15 protein-coding genes are annotated in these 16,451 nt (G+C 45.6%); 3 read left to right on the top strand and 12 right to left on the bottom strand.

The features are described 5' to 3' along the window. Positions 1-6: 6 nt before the first annotated feature. The 6 genes from NKT06_RS26850 to NKT06_RS26875 all read right to left on the bottom strand — a co-directional run bounded on the left by NKT06_RS26850 (position 7) and on the right by NKT06_RS26875 (position 7,758). Positions 7-879 (bottom strand): CheR family methyltransferase, encoded by an 873-nt coding sequence (locus NKT06_RS26850; RefSeq protein WP_017692270.1) that lies wholly within the window; start codon positions 877-879, stop codon positions 7-9. 86 nt (positions 880-965) lie between these two features. Beyond that, positions 966-4,691, bottom strand: coding sequence for a response regulator (locus NKT06_RS26855; RefSeq protein ID WP_253440920.1), 3,726 nt, complete (start codon positions 4,689-4,691; stop codon positions 966-968). Then, entirely contained in the window at positions 4,688-5,857 is a 1,170-nt protein-coding gene (locus tag NKT06_RS26860; RefSeq protein ID WP_047841574.1) for a PP2C family protein-serine/threonine phosphatase, read from the bottom strand. Before NKT06_RS26860 ends, NKT06_RS26855 begins: the two co-directional genes overlap by 4 nt. A gap of 350 nt (positions 5,858-6,207) precedes the next feature. Beyond that, positions 6,208-6,552: a YflT domain-containing protein gene (locus tag NKT06_RS26865; RefSeq protein ID WP_017692267.1), complete on the bottom strand. Its 345-nt coding sequence runs from the start codon at positions 6,550-6,552 to the stop codon at positions 6,208-6,210. A gap of 94 nt (positions 6,553-6,646) precedes the next feature. Beyond that, complete coding sequence (locus tag NKT06_RS26870) at positions 6,647-7,180, bottom strand: hypothetical protein (protein ID WP_253440922.1); 534 nt, start codon at positions 7,178-7,180, stop codon at positions 6,647-6,649. 68 nt (positions 7,181-7,248) lie between these two features. Then, positions 7,249-7,758: a DUF948 domain-containing protein gene (locus NKT06_RS26875; RefSeq protein WP_253440924.1), complete on the bottom strand. Its 510-nt coding sequence runs from the start codon at positions 7,756-7,758 to the stop codon at positions 7,249-7,251. A gap of 220 nt (positions 7,759-7,978) precedes the next feature. Between NKT06_RS26875 and NKT06_RS26880 the strand changes: the two genes are divergently transcribed. Both NKT06_RS26880 and NKT06_RS26885 read left to right on the top strand, forming a co-directional pair. Then, the gene (locus NKT06_RS26880) at positions 7,979-8,143 is read left to right on the top strand and encodes a DUF1328 domain-containing protein (RefSeq protein ID WP_017692264.1); all 165 of its coding nucleotides are present in this window, start codon (positions 7,979-7,981) and stop codon (positions 8,141-8,143) included. A gap of 364 nt (positions 8,144-8,507) precedes the next feature. Continuing rightward, positions 8,508-9,017, top strand: a complete 510-nt coding sequence (locus tag NKT06_RS26885) for a hypothetical protein (RefSeq protein ID WP_253440926.1) — start codon at positions 8,508-8,510, stop codon at positions 9,015-9,017. Between the two features lie 91 nt (positions 9,018-9,108). Here NKT06_RS26885 and NKT06_RS26890 read toward each other — a convergent pair whose 3' ends face one another. Beyond that, complete coding sequence (locus NKT06_RS26890) at positions 9,109-9,996, bottom strand: cation diffusion facilitator family transporter (protein ID WP_253440928.1); 888 nt, start codon at positions 9,994-9,996, stop codon at positions 9,109-9,111. Positions 9,997-10,286: 290 nt separating this feature from the next. On the opposite strand from NKT06_RS26890, the gene NKT06_RS26895 reads away from it, so the two are divergent. Beyond that, on the top strand, positions 10,287-10,475 hold the full coding sequence (locus tag NKT06_RS26895; protein WP_017692261.1) for a hypothetical protein: 189 nt from the start codon (positions 10,287-10,289) through the stop codon (positions 10,473-10,475). A 115-nt stretch (positions 10,476-10,590) separates the two neighbouring features. On the opposite strand, the gene NKT06_RS26900 is transcribed toward NKT06_RS26895, so the two are convergent. From NKT06_RS26900 to NKT06_RS26920, 5 genes are all read right to left on the bottom strand, one after another. After that, the gene (locus NKT06_RS26900) at positions 10,591-12,216 is read right to left on the bottom strand and encodes an ABC-F family ATP-binding cassette domain-containing protein (protein ID WP_253440930.1); all 1,626 of its coding nucleotides are present in this window, start codon (positions 12,214-12,216) and stop codon (positions 10,591-10,593) included. Positions 12,217-12,431: 215 nt separating this feature from the next. Then, positions 12,432-13,481, bottom strand: coding sequence for an MBL fold metallo-hydrolase (locus NKT06_RS26905; RefSeq protein ID WP_253440932.1), 1,050 nt, complete (start codon positions 13,479-13,481; stop codon positions 12,432-12,434). A gap of 71 nt (positions 13,482-13,552) precedes the next feature. Further along, entirely contained in the window at positions 13,553-13,750 is a 198-nt protein-coding gene (cydS, locus tag NKT06_RS26910; protein WP_253440934.1) for a cytochrome bd oxidase small subunit CydS family protein, read from the bottom strand. An 8-nt stretch (positions 13,751-13,758) separates the two neighbouring features. Next, positions 13,759-14,793: a cytochrome d ubiquinol oxidase subunit II gene (locus tag NKT06_RS26915; protein ID WP_253440936.1), complete on the bottom strand. Its 1,035-nt coding sequence runs from the start codon at positions 14,791-14,793 to the stop codon at positions 13,759-13,761. Then, a complete protein-coding gene (locus tag NKT06_RS26920) occupies positions 14,790-16,136 on the bottom strand; it encodes a cytochrome ubiquinol oxidase subunit I (protein ID WP_253440938.1) in 1,347 nt (448 codons plus the stop codon). The genes NKT06_RS26915 and NKT06_RS26920 overlap by 4 nt, the downstream gene beginning before the upstream one ends. Positions 16,137-16,451: the final 315 nt, after the last annotated feature.

Genomic DNA, 16,451 nt, shown 5'->3' on the forward strand with positions numbered 1-16,451 from the left:
AACCCCCTATTTGATCTTCCGGTATATTTTTTCGGTCCGGTCTAACGGCTCATAGGTATCACTGAACTCTGTAAAATGTATCGATTCCTTCGACCCCAGAACCAGAATACCAAAGTGGCTCAAGCTCTCATGAAACAGCCCATGCACATGGTTCCGCAGTTCATCATTAAAATAAATCATGACATTACGGCAAAAGATAACATTAAACTCATTAAATGACCGGTCTGTTGCCAGATTGTGCTCGGCGAAAATGATGTTCTTCCTTAGGAAAGGATGAAATATCACCGAATTGTATTTCGCTGTATAGTACTCGGAGAAGGCTCTGGTACCCCCTGCCTCCAAATAATTTGTAGTAAATAGTTTCATCTTCTCAATACCGTATACGCCTTCTTTGGCCTGTTGCAAAGAGCGATCATTCATATCCGTCGCGTAGATTCTTGCCTTGTCATACAGTCCTTCCTCATGCAACATGATCGCCATGGAATAGACTTCCTCTCCCGTAGAGCAACCCGCATGCCATATTCGGATATACGGGTAGGTTCTCAGGATAGGAATAATCTTTTCCCGAAACATTCGGAAAAGCGAAGGATCTCGAAACATTTCGGTTACAGGGATGGATAAGTTCTGTACAAAACGATCAAACGCAGAACGGTCATGAAGAACACGCTCCTGCAAGCCGGATATGCTCTTAACCCCTTCAGCATGTGCATGATGCCAGATTCTTCGTTTCAGGGATGGCAACGCATAGTTTCTAAAATCATATCCATATAAACGGTGCATGCCTTCCAACAGCAACTCAATCTCGATCAGCTCGCGTTCTTCATCTTGCGGCATACGGACCAAATCTGCCCCCGTCTCGGTAGGTTCCCACGGTGTCATAAATTCTCTCCACTTCTTCATTTGTTACTTGCGTATTCGTCGTATTGTCTTTCATTACCCAAACAATGAACATACGAATAATGAACTTACGAATACAGCCATACGCGCATTAAGGATAACAATTGATCTGTCTGGATCGGTTTTTTCACATAATCAGATGCTCCGGCCTCAATACATTTGCCGCGATCCTCTTTCATCGCTTTTGCCGTGAGTGCAATAATCGGCAATTTTTCAAACTGAGGGATCTGTCTGATTCGTGTCATCGCTTCATAACCGTCCATTTCTGGCATCATCATATCCATCAATACCAGATCAAATTCCGGATTTTTCTCCAAAATCTCCAGAGCCTCACGACCATTCTCTGCAAACGTTACATCCATACGATAGCCTTCAAGGACACTTGAAAGAGCAAATACATTACGGATATCGTCATCAACAAGCAATATCTTCTTGCCTTCAAACAACGTCTCTTTGTTGTGCAACTTCTGCAAGATGCGACGCTTGTCTTCCGGTAAATTGGCTTCTACCCGGTGCAGGAACAATGTGGTTTCATCCAGCAAACGTTCTGGCGACTTCACATCCTTGATAATGATGGATTCCGCATATTTGCGCAGCTTCATTTCTTCCTTGGAATCCAGTTCTTTGCCTGTATAAATTATAATCGGCAGATCGTTCAGATATTCGTCATCCCGAATCTGGTCGAGCAACTCAAAACCGGTCATATCCGTTAACATCAGATCCAGGACCATACAGTCATAACGTTGGCTGTGTAATTCATTCAATGCCTCGCTACCTGTAGATACTGCCGTAATTGCAACATCATCATGACCAATCAATTCAATAATAGCTTTACGCTGAATTTCATCATCTTCCACAATCAGCAATCGTTTCAACTGATTCTCGGTATATGATTTGATATGCGAGAAAGCTTTATCCAGTGAATCCTTGCTGGAAGGTTTTTTCAGATAAGCAATGGCGCCCATCATCAGACCTTGCTTCATATCATCAATGACTGAAATGACATGTACCGGGATGTGACGTGTTGCCGAACTGCTCTTCAGTTCACCCAGAATGGTCCAACCGTCCATAACAGGCAGTTGAATATCAAGGATGATGGCATCCGGCAGATATTGACGGGCCGTTTCAAGACCTTTGTCACCTTGAAGGGCAACAAGTGCTTTGAACCCTCTTCCTCTCGCCATATCCATCAAAATATGTGCAAAGTTCACATCATCCTCAATGATGAGAAGGATTTTGTCACCTTCCATGAGGTTCTCCCGATCATCTTCGATCTGCGTGACATCTGGAGTATTGGTAGGAGACAGATCTGTACCCACATTCCGCTCCGGATCAGGAGATAAGATGGACTGATGACTTGAGAGCATGGTCCGTGTTTCGTTGGATTGTTCATAAAGCTCCTCTGAGGATACAGCTGCTTCTCTTGAAGCCCCTTCCTCCGCCAGTGCTTCCTCTTCATGATTATCCGGCAGGTATAAGGTAAAGCAGCTACCCTCGCCTTCGGATGATTCCACCTGTATTGCGCCACCTAGCAAACGTGCCAACTCTCTGCTAATGGACAATCCCAGGCCAGTACCGCCGTATTTCCGACTTGTGGTCCCATCTACTTGCTGGAATGCTTCAAAGATCAGATCCGTCTTGTCCGAAGGAATGCCAATGCCCGTATCTTTCACACTGAATCCGAGATATTCCTGATTGGTGTTCATATAACCCGGCAGTTCTTCCGGTTTCATCCGTCGTCCAATCAGACTAACTGAGCCTCGATTGGTAAACTTAAATGCATTCGACAACAAGTTCCGCAAAATCTGTTTGACGCGATGACTGTCTGTGTACACCCATTCCGGTAAATCGTTGTCGAATTCGATGTTCAAGTTCAGTTCTTTTTTATTCGCCATTGGTCCAAAGTTTTGCTGAACAAAGCTGGTCAGCTCTTCCATTCGAACCGTCTCATAATTGATATCCATCTTACCGGCGTCCACTTTGGACAGATCCAGAATCTCATCGATCATCTTCAGCAGATCCGCACCCGACATGTAGATGGTTTGCGCATATTCCTGCTGTTTGTCAGTCAGATTCCCACCCTTGTTCTCCGACAATAACTGAGACAAAATGAGCAAACTGTTCAATGGTGTACGGAGTTCATGTGACATATTCGCTAAAAATTCGGACTTGTACTTGCTTGTCATCGACAGCTGTGTAGCTTGTTGTTCCAACTGTGTCTTCGTTTTCTCAATTTCGTCATTTTTCTCTTCGACTTCACGCACCTGCTCTTCAAGCGCCCGCGTCTTGGCAATGAGCTCCGTATTGAAATGCTCCAGTTCTTCCTGCTGACGCTGCAGCAATTCCTCGGAACGTTTAAGCGCCTCTGTCTGCTCCTCCAGATTCTCATTGGAACGACGAAGTTCTTCTTGCTGTGTCTGCAATTCTTCCGATTGAACCTGCAGTTCCTCAGTCAGTGCCTGGGATTCACGCAGCAACTCCTCCACACGCAAACGACGTCGAACGTTGTTCAAAATTACGCCCAGGTTCATAATCAGTTGGGTGAACAACTGCTTGTGAAGTTCATTGAACCCTTCAAAGGAAGCCAACTCAACTACGCCAATCAGTTCATCTTCAAACACGACAGGATAGATCATGATACCCGCAGCACGTGTTGAGCCTGAAGCTGAACCAATATGCACATAATCTTCAGGTGTATTTTCCAGAATAATCGGTGTCATATCCAGCGCGGCTTGACCAATCAGGCCTTCACCGATCCGGTACATTTCCTTGCCAACGTCTTCATTCTCTTCGAATGCATATGCACCGTAACGTCTCAGTTCGTCGGGATGTTTCTCCTCATCGATCAGATAGACGACACCGAGCTGAGCACCAAGAACCGGTGTAAACTCGCTGATAAACATTTGTGAGATTTGGCGAATGGATCCAATCCCCCGAAGTAGCTCTGGAACTCTTGCGATGTTAGAGTTCATCCAGTTCTGATCCTGTTGAGCCTGTACATAAGCCTTCTCGATCTCCAGTTTTTCTTCCAAATCACTGGATACATCTTTGAACACACTGGCAATCTGACCAATTTCGTCTGTGGATTTGATCTGTATGCGTCTAATGGTGCGGTAACGGCCTTTGCCAAAACTGGTGATCATCATGGATACGGTGTTCAGACCCCGCGTAATGCTCGGCAGCACCCACATAATGACGCCCAGTGCAAGTAACAGCCCCGCAATCATAATACTTATCGTGATCTGCACTGCTCTTGTATACGCTGCGTTAGCATTCTTGATCTCGGCATCAATCTCTTGGTCCTGATACCGGGAAAGAGCATTCAAACTATCCACAGCTTCTTTTTGCACCGCGAGTCCTGTTGCATTACGGTAGTTATTCGCATCTTCCACCCGGTTTTGGGACATCAGGCTGATCTGTCTGGTAGCATAGTTGTTATAAGCCTCCCATGCCGTATTGACACGATCCACCAGCTGATGTTCAGGTGCACTGTCTGCCCTTTTTCTCACTTCCTCGAGGTTACGATCACCACGCTCTTTCATCGCTTTCAAATCCCCATCTGCTGCCCCAATGGAGTTGGTTGGGTTTAATAACAAGTTAGCCAGCACTTTGGCAATGTCATTAACCTCGCCGCGTGCAGCTGAGGTGAACCTTACTTTGAGATAACGTTCTTGATACATCTGATCAATCTGCTTATTGCTACTGTTCAGGCGTTCATAACTCACAAACGTGAGTACGATCAAAATAGCCATCAGAGCGGTAAACCCAATCAGCAGTTTATTCCTGATCTTCATTCATCGCCCGCCCCTTTATCTAAAGTAATCCAGACCAGACATTTATCATCATCCCGCTCCTGGGGAATTTCGTCGTCAAAAAACATGGCCTGCATGGCAGCTTCATTCCACTGATGTGAGCCGGTCAGTTTTTCGATCAGGAATTCATGTTGTTCCTCCTGCCCGCCCTGAACAGCTTCCAATAGTCCATCCGTATAGAGTGCAATATGGCCGTCACCCTCGTAATGGATGGTTTGCGGTTCAATATCCATTTTGTCAAATAACCCAACAGGACAGCAGACACTGTCAAATGTGGTGACACTGCCGTCGTTTCGGAAGAATAAAGCAGGTGGGTGCCCTGCGTTAACATAATCAATGCGCTTCATCCGTGTATCCACGACCAGATAAATTGCCGTGAAATAATACTGTACCAATTGTTTCTCCAGATGGAGCTGGTTAAAACGCCGGTTCAACTCCTGAATGACCTTCTCTGGATCCACATAAGTGGTAACCGTATCCTTCAAGACAGAAGCGATAAACATGGTAAACAGGGATGAAGATATCCCGTGTCCCATCATGTCGAGCAGCAGTACTCCGTAACGACCTTCCCCAAGGGGATACCAAGAATATAGATCACCCGCAAGCTCAAAAGATGGTTTATAGATGGCATGCACTTGGAACAACGGGTCCCGAATTGCCGGACTTAATACGGCATTTTGAACCATTGCTGCCAACTTGAGCTCATCCTGAATACGTTGATCACGCTCTTTATGCCAATCCTTTTCCTGTTTCAAACGAAGTGCAAGTCGAATTCTGGCCATCAGTTCGACTTTATTAATCGGTTTGGTCACATAGTCAGATGCACCTGCATCCAATGCTTCGGCAAGTTTCTTGGAGTCCCCGATGGCAGTCACCATAATAATCGGTATATCCTTCAAATTTTCAAATTTCTGCACAATACTGCAGGCTTCGATACCGTCCATCTCGGGCATCATCATATCTAGCAAAATCAGGTCAATATCCGACGGTCTTGGACGAAGTTCATTGCTTTCCTCCCCAATTCCCAACACTTCAAACATTTCCATGGCGGAACTCGCCGTTACAATGTCACGATAGTTCTCTTTTTTCAGAATTTCTCGAATGATAATGACATTCGTCGGATTGTCGTCAACAATAAGTATTCTCATTGATATCTCCTTATCTGTGGCGTCCGGGTTTGTCGATTCTTATTAGGTAAAAACGAACGTTGATTTTACATATTTTGCATACAAAACGGCAGTAGACATAATAATTCCTAGTATAACTATAATGGTAAAACCAAAAAAACTCTATCAGTAAATGGCACCATCACGGGTAATGTTCACCGCTTTTCGCCCTGTTTTTGCAGCGTCCTGATCCCGCTTCCAAACTTGCAAAAACATAGATAAGGAATGGGGAAAGCCCCATTCCTTATCTATGTTTTTGATTAAGCATTTTACCTAAGTGATTCAGAAGCTTGTCCATATTCAGCAAACTTCAAGTTGCACCGTTATATTGATCAATCTTTCTTTTTGGCAATTACGAGTACTTTACCTTTGTCTAACTCACTCTCGTAGAAGTCAGCTTCGGCTTCGGTAAAGCCCATCGAAACAATTTTGGCCCGGAGTTCATCACCACGTGAGCGGAACAGATTCGCCAAGGAATCAAATACGCCTTCTTCCTTTATGCCAATTTCTTTGGCATCTGCTGTATCGGCAATTCGATCTGTACGATCCTTCTCATGGGCGAGAACAAAGATTTGATCAGCAAGGTATCCGGTAATCTGCAATTCTTTCACCGCTTCTACCGCCTGGACTCCGTTTTCTACCACTTTTGCATAAGCTTGCTCATTGGTTGAATTCATCGTTTCCACTCTCCTCTGATTTAATCTTCTGTATCGAGCTACTTAATATATAACCATACTATATGGGGTTGAAACGATTTAGTAATAACCAATATCAGGATACGGTATCATCAAAAAGATCAATGCCATCAATCTGGTTAGAGCCTGACTTTATATATACCTTTAGCGCCTGATCTCCACGGAGAAATACTTCTCCATCCTCGGCCACATAATAAGGTTTCCCGAGAGCATGATGGATCGCTTCAATCTTCATCTCAATTCTCTCTCCGTTTAACACAATGTGATCTTCAGACGCATCGATATGCACATATTGAATGACATCCGTATCTTCACACAAGCCAACCTTCACATCACGAAAATGATATTCAGGGCATCCCAGATAAGGATCTTCCTGTTTATTCACCGGTTGGCCCTTCTTGGCCACCAAATCGTCCATGGTGTCATCCAGAGAAATGCCATTCAGAGTCCGAAAATGCTGGAAAGTCTCGGATCGATCAACAGCCAGAGTCACCTCTGACGCCTTCTCTTCCATTGCCGTCCATTGCATATCGTGAGCAGCGGGTACCGCTGCCGGTTGAACGGAAAAGGGAGAAATTACGCTAAACATCACAAGCAGTAGTTTCATCATGATTCTCACCCTTTCATCAGGTTCATCACCGCTCTGAAGGTTTCTTTATGGATTACAAAGCGATCATGTTATTTACGCATTCGTTGCCATACATTCGCCGCAACATCCACATACTTCATCCAGTTCTTCCCGCCCTTAGCATCACCATTATATGTAGCTTCATAGGATTGCAGGGTACGATCCGTTGATGTAGCAGGTGGTGCTGTTACATGAGACGGTTCAGCGTGCTTTGTATCTGCGGCATGGTTTCGTTTCGTCTGAAATCTGGCCATCAGCGTCGTGGAGACTTGCTTGGCTGCCGCCGTCACCTCGTTCAACACTTCTCCGAGATTTTCAACAGATTCCATTACAGGATCAATTTTTTTCATTTTGTGCTGTACATCCACCGTAATATCATTGGCGTGTCTTACCGTTTGCTTGACTTCATAACTAAGTTCATCAATGGTCTTCTGTACCTCCTGCAATGTCTGTGAGACATTGTCCAAGGAACCCTGAGCGGATTTCAAGGTACGAATTAAGAAGAAAACAAGGACTGCAAATGCCACTGCAATCAGGGCCACGCTAATTTGATAGATCATAGAAGAACCTCACTTTCCATATGTGCATCAGTTTGTTATTGCTATAGTTACCCGGCGATTTCCCGGACGAAACAAAATTACATGTTACTTCAAATATGCTCTCGCTTGGAAAAAAAACCAATGTTTCAACTGGATAGCCCCCGGTTAAAGTTAGACTACACAAGGCGGTGAGGTGAACACAACTCACCCAACAATCAAGTATACGAAAGGATGAAACCTTATGTTGAAATGGTCTGTATTATTTCTAATTATTGCACTGGTAGCAGGTATTTTTGGATTCTTCGGTATTGTTGAAGCAGCTGCTTCAATCGCGAAAGTACTCTTCTTCATCTTTGTAGTACTGTTCGTCATCTCCCTCATTACGGGACGCAGCCGAATGCGATAACCTCAGCTCTGACTGAGTAATATTAACGAATACATACAAAAGCCGATCGTGCTACCAAGCCGATTGGCTTTTGTGCGTTTAGGCATAGGTCAACTTTTCTATATTATGTATTGCACTCCCTCCTGCTTTATTCCAAGCTGCTCTCCCATGAATTTCAAAAAACAGGACCTTTTTGAGATAGCCAACCCGGTTTTATCCCACCGAAGTATGATTTTTACAGGCTTCCTATATACCCACATATGCGCCAGTTGACACTGGAGAATGCAAGAAAATATTGTTATAATTTGTGATTCATAGGTGAGCTTGCTTGGTTACTTTAAACACAGGACAACAAATTACATACCTAACCGAGGAGGAAAAACAAATGAAAAAAATCGTAAGTTTTGCCGCTGCTTTAACGTTGATGGGTTCGATGGCTGCCGCTGCTGGTGCAGAGGAAGCGGTTACCGGAACGGTGACTCCCGAAAAAGGAACTGAAGCTACAACAACGACAACAACTCCGGCTGTTGAAGTGAACAAACCGGCTGTAGACACAGTAGAAGGTACTGCTGAGACAGTAACCGGTACAACAACAGACACTACAGGTGCAGAAGGTACTTCAACAACAACTGAAACTCCAGCTACGACTACAGATGATAAAATGTTTGAAGAGCCACTTGTAAAACCAGGCGATGAAGTACTGGTACCTACAATGTTGCTGAACCTTCTGGAGCGCACTTGGTTCTATGATGCACCTAACGGTAAACCAATCGGTGCATTGAGCTCCCAAGTTATCGATACAACAGGTGAAGTGGTTGACGGATTCGACGGTGGCGAGTGGGTGCAAGTGTACACTTGGAAAGGCAAAGCGTGGATCCACGTTGCCATTCAGTAACATCGTATAATCGTTCTAACGATAAGTAAAGAGGACAGCACGCACAATCGCGGCTGTCCTCTTTTGATTTTCCAGGATGTTCACTCCCTGTTCAAAGGTTCCCTGTGACTTCTTCCGTCTTCGGTTCAACATGTACATGTACATGCATGATGTTATGCGATCGCTTCAGACGCTCTTCCACTCTGTCGCAGATCTGATGGCCTTCAATCAAGCTTAAGCCTCCGTCCACTTCGATAACCACATCCACAAGTACATGACTTCCATGCACACGTGCCTTTACATCCTTGATCTTTTCAACACCTGGAACACGAGCTACGGAGGATCTGAGATCCGTCAAGTCCTTCTGATCAAATCCATCGGTAAGACGATGTGTAGAATCCCGAAAAATCTCCCAAGCCGTCTTGCAGATCAACAGACCTACAGCAATGGCAGCTACTTTATCCAGCCATGGTAGTCCGAACTGCGCACCTATAATTCCAACGGCAGCGCCTATGCTGACCCAGGCATCCGAACGATTATCTTTCGCCGCTGCCATCAGCGCCTGACTATTAATTTGTTTAGCCAGACGGTGATTGTAACGATATACGCCTAACATCACCACAGCACAGACTACAGCCACTGCAGCCGCCCAGAGGTTTGGAGCAACAAAGGCTCCTTCATACCAGGAGCGAATGGCTTCAACCAATACTTGCAACCCAACCATAGCCATAATAAATGAAGCCACCAAGGCAGCAACAGTCTCCGCTCTAAAATGACCATAGGCATGATCCGAATCAGGTGGTTTCTGGGAGATCCGAAGCCCGATCAATACAGCAACAGATGCCACAATATCCGTAAGGTTATTAAAACCATCGGCCAACAAGGCGCTGGAAGCAAATACATATCCACAGATCAGCTTAAAGGCGGACAAGACGAGATAGGCTACAATACTCACCCAAGCCCCTCGCTCCCCTTTTCGAATTTCTTCATAAGCGTTCAAACCGGGCGACACTCCTTTAACGTTTCGTATTACGGTTTTTCCATGTTACCAAATGCGGAGCGTGTGGGTCTACAGAAACAGTGTTGCGAGGCTGCATTGCTGTAGGCAAGCCGAAACAAAGTTGCCAGACGGCAGGGCTGTAGTTATTGAGAAAAAATGTTGGCCTGGGTAAAATCAAAGGTTTTGAGCATTTTATCAGGTTGCCCTTGTGGGGCTTTTATAAAACGTATAAAATAGGTACATCCCGTCCAATCTGGACGGCTTACTGTAAGACCGGGAGGGAAATAACGATGAGCGAAAATAACGAACCGAAAAAGGTCAGTTTGCAGGATGCTATACGCCAAAAGCTGGCGCAAAAGAAAGAACAGGCAAATTCCGGTAACCAATCCAGCGCCTACTTTGAAGGCGGACCTAAAGCGATGAAGAGTCAAAACAACAAGAAGCCTAACAACCAACGTCGCCGTACTGGTGGATCTTAGGTCTTAAAGCCGAAGAAAAACCCATTGGATTACAAAAAAGAACCGCAAGCCCTCTTCACAGAGGCTTGCGGTTCTTTGGTGTTGCTATGATAATGCGCCGTAGATGATGCTTCGTTTAAGCTTCTACCGGATACATTTTATTGCGCAGTTCTTTGATTTCATCACTTTCCAGATACTCGTCATAGCTCATTTGGCGATCAATGATGCCATTCGGCGTAATTTCGATAATTCGGTTAGCAATGGTTTGAATGAACTGATGGTCATGGGATGTGAACAGCATTGTGCCGTCAAAATCAATCATACCATTGTTCAGCGCTGTGATGGATTCGAGATCCAAGTGGTTCGTAGGCTCATCGAGAATCAATGCGTTAGCACCCGTCTGCATCATTTTCGCCAGCATACAGCGAACTTTCTCGCCCCCGGAGAGTACACTTGCCTTTTTCAAGGATTCCTCACCAGAGAACAGCATACGTCCCAAGAATCCACGCAGATACGTTTCATCCTGATCTTTGGAATATTGACGGAGCCAATCCACGAGCGTCATGTCTACACCGTCAAAATATTTGGAGTTGTCTTTCGGGAAATAAGCTTGAGTTGTAGTTACACCCCAAGTATATTCGCCGCTATCCAATTCCGTTTCACCCATCAGGATATCAAACAAGAGTGACTTGGCATTTCCGTTCGGGCCAACAAATGCAATTTTATCCCCTTTGTTCACGACAAAGCTGATATCATTCAGCATTTTTACACCATCAATGGATTTGCTGATGCGATCTACGGTCAACAATTGTTTACCGGCTTCACGCTCAGGTTTGAAGTTGATAAACGGATATTTACGGTTCGATGGACGAAGGTCATCCAGCGTGATTTTGTCGAGTTGTTTCTTCCGGGAAGTTGCTTGTTTCGATTTCGAAGCATTCGCGGAGAAACGTTGAATAAAGGCTTGAAGCTCTTTAATCTTCTCTTCTTTTTTCTTGTTGGCATCACGTTGCAAAGCAAGTGCCAATTGGCTGGACTCGTACCAGAAGTCATAGTTACCTACGTACAGCTGGATTTTACCAAAGTCGATATCCGCAATGTGCGTACATACTTTGTTCAGGAAGTGACGGTCATGGGATACTACAATAACAGTACCTTCATAGTCCATCAAGAAGTTCTCGAGCCATTGAATGGATTCGAGATCCAAGTGGTTGGTAGGCTCATCGAGCAACAGGTTGTTTGGACGACCAAACAATGCTTGTGCAAGCAGGACACGAACTTTTTCGTTACCACTTAATTCATTCATTTTCTTCTCGTGCATGTCACGGTCGATACCCAGACCGATCAGGAGTGCCGCTGCATCCGGCTCAGCATCCCAGCCATTCAACTCGGCAAATTCACCTTCAAGCTCACCTGCACGCAGGCCGTCTTCTTCAGTGAAGTCCGCTTTGGCATACAGCGTATCTTTTTCTTTCATAATGGCATAGAGACGACTATGACCCATAATTACCGTTTCGAGAACCGGATACTCATCATATTCAAAGTGGTTTTGCTTCAAAACGGCCATACGTTCGCCCGGGGTGATGTGCACCTCTCCCGAGTTTGATTCAATTTCACCGGACAAAATTTTCAAAAATGTTGATTTACCGGCTCCATTGGCGCCGATGAGGCCGTAACAGTTTCCTGGTGTGAATTTGATATTTACATCTTCAAAAAGTGCACGTTTTCCGTAGCGGAGCGTGATGCCGCTTGTACTGATCATTAAGCATACCATCCTTTATTGGTTAATCTGCATACTGCATGAATAGCAAGTTGCGTAAATCATGGATTCAATATCCCGATGCCTATTCTGGCACCATATTATAACACAAAAAAGCGGCAAATTCGAAAATTGGCCGCTTTTTACTTATTAAAGATTTGGTAAATACACTGTTCATGCAGGCATATCCCTACATTAACATATTTGGCTCGTTTTTGTTAGTCCTGTTTACCTTCCTCGTGGTGAATGCGGAGTGTTTCACCATGACCAAGCACCCGAATACGCTCTTTACTAATGCCTAGCCGTTCACGCTCAACTTCCAGCCGATCAAGGGCTTCCTTGGGCGTATCGTCTGCCAGCTTGAATGTGCCATAGTGCATTGGCACCATGAGCTGCGAGCCGGATTCAACAAACCCCTGCAGTGCTTCTTCAGGTGTCACATGCTGAGAAGTCATGAACCATTCCGGATCGTAGGCACCAATGGGCATCAGGGTAATACCGATGTCAAAGCGCTCTCCAATCGTCTTGAAACCCTGGAAGTAACCTGTATCCCCTACAAAATACAACACAGGCGGTCCGTCTGATTCTCTGGATGTTTCGTTCTTCCCTGATGCTGTAGTTGTTTGATCCTTCTGATCACTTCGAGTTGCAGCACTTTCCCCTGCTGATGTTGCCGCCGAATGGGTTGGTTCCAACACATAACCGCCCCAGTGGGATGTATTGGTATCGAACAGCGTTCGGCGTGTCCAGTGCTGCGCTGGAACAAAAGTGATTTTAACTCCGCCAAGTGTCATATGATCCCACCACTTCATCTCTTGGCATCGATGGAATCCTTTACGAATCATCTTGCGCTTCAGACCATCGGGTACGATCAGCAATGTCTTGGCGGTAATCAGCTTACGCAGGGAAGCCAGATGCAGATGATCGTAGTGGGAATGGGATATCAGAATGACATCCAATGGTGGAATATCCTGAATCGGAATCCCCGGGGCACCGAGTCTTCGTTGAAATCCCATTTTTTCAGCCCATACCGGGTCAGTCACGATGTTCAATCCATAATATTGAATGAAAAACGTGGAGTGACCAATCCAGGTAATACTCGTGTCATCTCGATTGGCATGCAGATAATCGAGTTCAGGCGGGTGTTTGGGCACGGTGTAGGAGTAGTCCTTCACTTTATTGCGCCGCTGCTCCCTCCATTGCTTGAATTCCTTCAGCGTTTTGTCCGTACTTACATTATCAATGTTGTTATAACGGATTTTAGGCATGAAAGGGTCATCCTCCCTTCCTCATTTCTTAACAACAGATTACCCCAAATGGGAATGCACGTACCAGTTAATCAATCCTTCGGATTTTTGCATACGGCCAGATATATGAACAGAAAGACAATCGCAGCCATAATAATGAGTGGTGGGGCGTACATAATCGTGAATGTCTCAAAAAAGCTCAATCCGGTTATACCGGGTATCCCCGTGACTCCCTCAGTAGATAGTGCATACTGCAAGGGAATCATGAGTAAGAACATGTTCAGCAGCATGAACAGACTCATCCTTTCTTTTTACCAGAATTACCGCGTACATAATTGGCATCAAACAGGAACAGCTTCATAATCAGCACAAGCGACGGAATGAGTACAAGCAGCCCCAGGCTGAACGCCGTAATAAGCGCAATCCCCATCGTACGATTTGTAAAGCTGTCATAAATATTAATGTAGGGATACAGGATATACGGAAGGTGGGATCGCCCGTAACCATACCAGGCAAAGGCAAACTGAAGCATGACAGCGATAAAACACCAGCCCAGATATTTGCGTTTCCACACCAGCGACACCGCAATGACAAAACAGATAAACGAAGAAATGAACATCCATGAGATATTCACCATCTGCTCAAAATGTGCGGGATTCTGTTTGTTAATCTGCAGAAATGCCAGAAAACTCGCAAAAATGGTAGGCAAGCTCCAGAGCAATGCATACTCTCGAAGCACCTCAAATGCCGGCTCATCCCCTGCCCGGTTGGCATAATAGGAAAGAAACATCGCCGAGATGTACAGCACACTGACCAGTGCAAGCAAAACAACCGACCAGGTATAGGGATTCGTCAAAAATTCACGCCAGCGAAAAAACACCTCTTCGCCTACCTGCTCAATGATTCCGCCCTCGGATATCGCCAAAATGGTGGAGAATACCGCCGGAATCAGCAAACCCGTCGCTCCGTACAATGCCATGTAGATCCGGCTGTTCTGCCCGTGGTTGCCATAGGTATTGTAAGCGTAATACACGCCCCGGATAGCAAGCAGTACAATGGCCAGGGAACCCGGCACCAGCAAAGCTGTCCCGTAATAAAAGGCGCTGTCCGGATAAAATCCAACCAGTCCGACCACAAAAAAGATCAGGAACACATTCGTTACTTCCCACACAGGAGACAGGTAGCGCTGAATGATGTTATGAATTTTGTTCTCGTGCCCAGTCAATATGCTGTAAAAGCTGAAGAACCCGGCCCCAAAATCAATCGAAGCGACAATCAGGTAACCGAACAAAAACGTCCACAATATTGCGATGCCTGCAATTTCGAAACTCAATGTACGATCCCTCCTTCAAGCCCCAGAGACTCCAGTTCCTTCTCTGCTTCCTTGTTGCGGAACAGCTTGCTGAGCACCCGAATGCACGAGAAACATAGAATCAGATACAGCAAAATAAACAACACCAGCATCCATCCTACCGAAGTTGACGTGGTGGCCGCTTCTGACACCTTCATATACCCGCGTAAGATCCAAGGCTGTCTGCCAACTTCAGCGAACATCCACCCAAGCTCGATTGCAATCATGGCCAGAGGACCCAGCAAGACAATGCCGAGCAACAGCCATTTGGGATATGGCTTGCGCCCTGGCAACCAACGACGCAGTACATATAACACAGGAATCATCAGAATAATCACTCCGGTGGTGACCTTCAGGTCGAACATATAATGAATGGACAGCGGTGGCCTCAGATCAGCTGGAAATTCTTCGAGACCTTTCACTTCCGTATCGGGTCGATTCCCCGCCAAAATACTAAGTGCATAAGGAATCTCAATCGCGTATTTCACTTCATTGTTCTCATCCAAAATGCCCCCATAGACAAGCGGTGCCTCTTTCATCGTCTTGAAATGCCATTCTGCGGCAGCCAGCTTCTCCGGCTGATATTTCGCCAGGAATTTACCGGAAGAGTCCCCGATCATGACCGTACTGATGGCAAAGACAAGCGCAGATACCGTTGTGAGTTTCAGTGCTTTTTTGTAATACACATGATCCCGTCCCCGGAGCAAACTGAAGGCGGCTATCCCCGCCAGAATACCTGCACTCAGAGTGTAGGATGAAGCAAGTACATGGGACACCTTGGTTGGTGTTGCCGGATTCAACATGGCAGCAATCGGATGAATGTCTTTCATGATGCCATTAATCAGGGTGAACCCCTGTGGCTGATTCATGAAGGAGTTCACCGTCGTAATGAAAATCGCAGAGGCAGATGAGCCAAGAGCTACCGGAATCAACAGCAGCATATGCGTATATTTCTTTTTGAAACGATCCCACGTATAGAGGTAAATTCCAAGAAAGATCGCCTCGATAAAAAAGGCAAACGTCTCCATGAACAGCGGCAGGGCGATGGCCTGACCCGCTACCCGCATAAACATCGGCCACAACAGACTGAGCTGTAATCCGATCGAGGTGCCTGTAACGACGCCAACGGCAACGGTGATGACAAACCCTCGTGCCCACCGCCGTGCCAGCAAGGTGTAATGCATATCATTGGTTCGTAGTCCTCGCCACTCGGCCAATGCAATCATGAGGGGAACACCTACACCGATAGAGGCAAAAATAATGTGCACAAACAAGGTAAGACCGGTTAGTATCCGGCTGAGCAAAACAGGGTCCAGGGATGACATGGTTACACTCCTCTTTCACATAATCGTTATGTACAACAGCAGTTACTCTGCTTGAACGTGTATCTCAATAACTCATGATTCGGATGATGCTTTTCACAACGGCATACAGCACAACCACAGCTGCAACCAGACAGACGATGATGAGTGTTTTCTCTTGTTTACGGAACATATACCTGCCGTCCTCCTTTTGCATGGGATGCAAATTATGGCTCTATAGACAGTTTGCAAAAGAAGTTGTTTTTTTATCCGGGAAAATTGAAAAACAAAAAAAGCCTTTCTCCTTATCACGCTTACGCGCTGAAGGGTAAAGGCTCT

Origin of the sequence: Paenibacillus sp. 1781tsa1 (assembly GCF_024159265.1) — a bacterium.
GTDB lineage: Bacteria > Bacillota > Bacilli > Paenibacillales > Paenibacillaceae > Paenibacillus.